Source organism: Enterobacter sp. UNJFSC 003 (assembly GCF_036903355.1).
Classification (GTDB): Bacteria; Pseudomonadota; Gammaproteobacteria; order Enterobacterales; family Enterobacteriaceae; genus Enterobacter.
Window position 1 is genome coordinate 1 of record NZ_JBAKHK010000093.1, and the last position, 306, is coordinate 306.

At 51.6% G+C, this 306-nt stretch carries 1 protein-coding gene; it reads right to left on the reverse strand.

Annotated features, from left to right (window positions below; genetic code table 11):
* Nucleotides 1–47: 47 nt before the first annotated feature.
* Nucleotides 48–306: ATP-dependent Clp protease proteolytic subunit (locus tag V5P19_RS23245; RefSeq protein ID WP_200850802.1), on the reverse strand; the 259-nt coding region annotated here is incomplete at its 5' end.

Sequence of the window (306 nt, forward strand, 5' to 3'; positions counted from 1 at the left end):
GTTGTGCCGCCCTGGATAAGTATAGCGGCACAGTTGCGCCTCTGGCATCAATTACGATGGGTCAGAATCGAATCGACCAGACCGTATTCCACCGCTTCAGGGGCGGAAAGGAAGCGATCGCGCTCGGTATCACGTTCAATCTGTTCTAATGATTGACCCGTATGAAGCGCCATAAGTTCATTCATGCGCCCTTTAACTTTCAGAATTTCACGGGCATGAATTTCGATATCGGTCGCCTGGCCCTGGTAGCCGCCCAATGGTTGGTGAATCATCACGCGCGAATTCGGCAGGCAAAAACGTTTACCT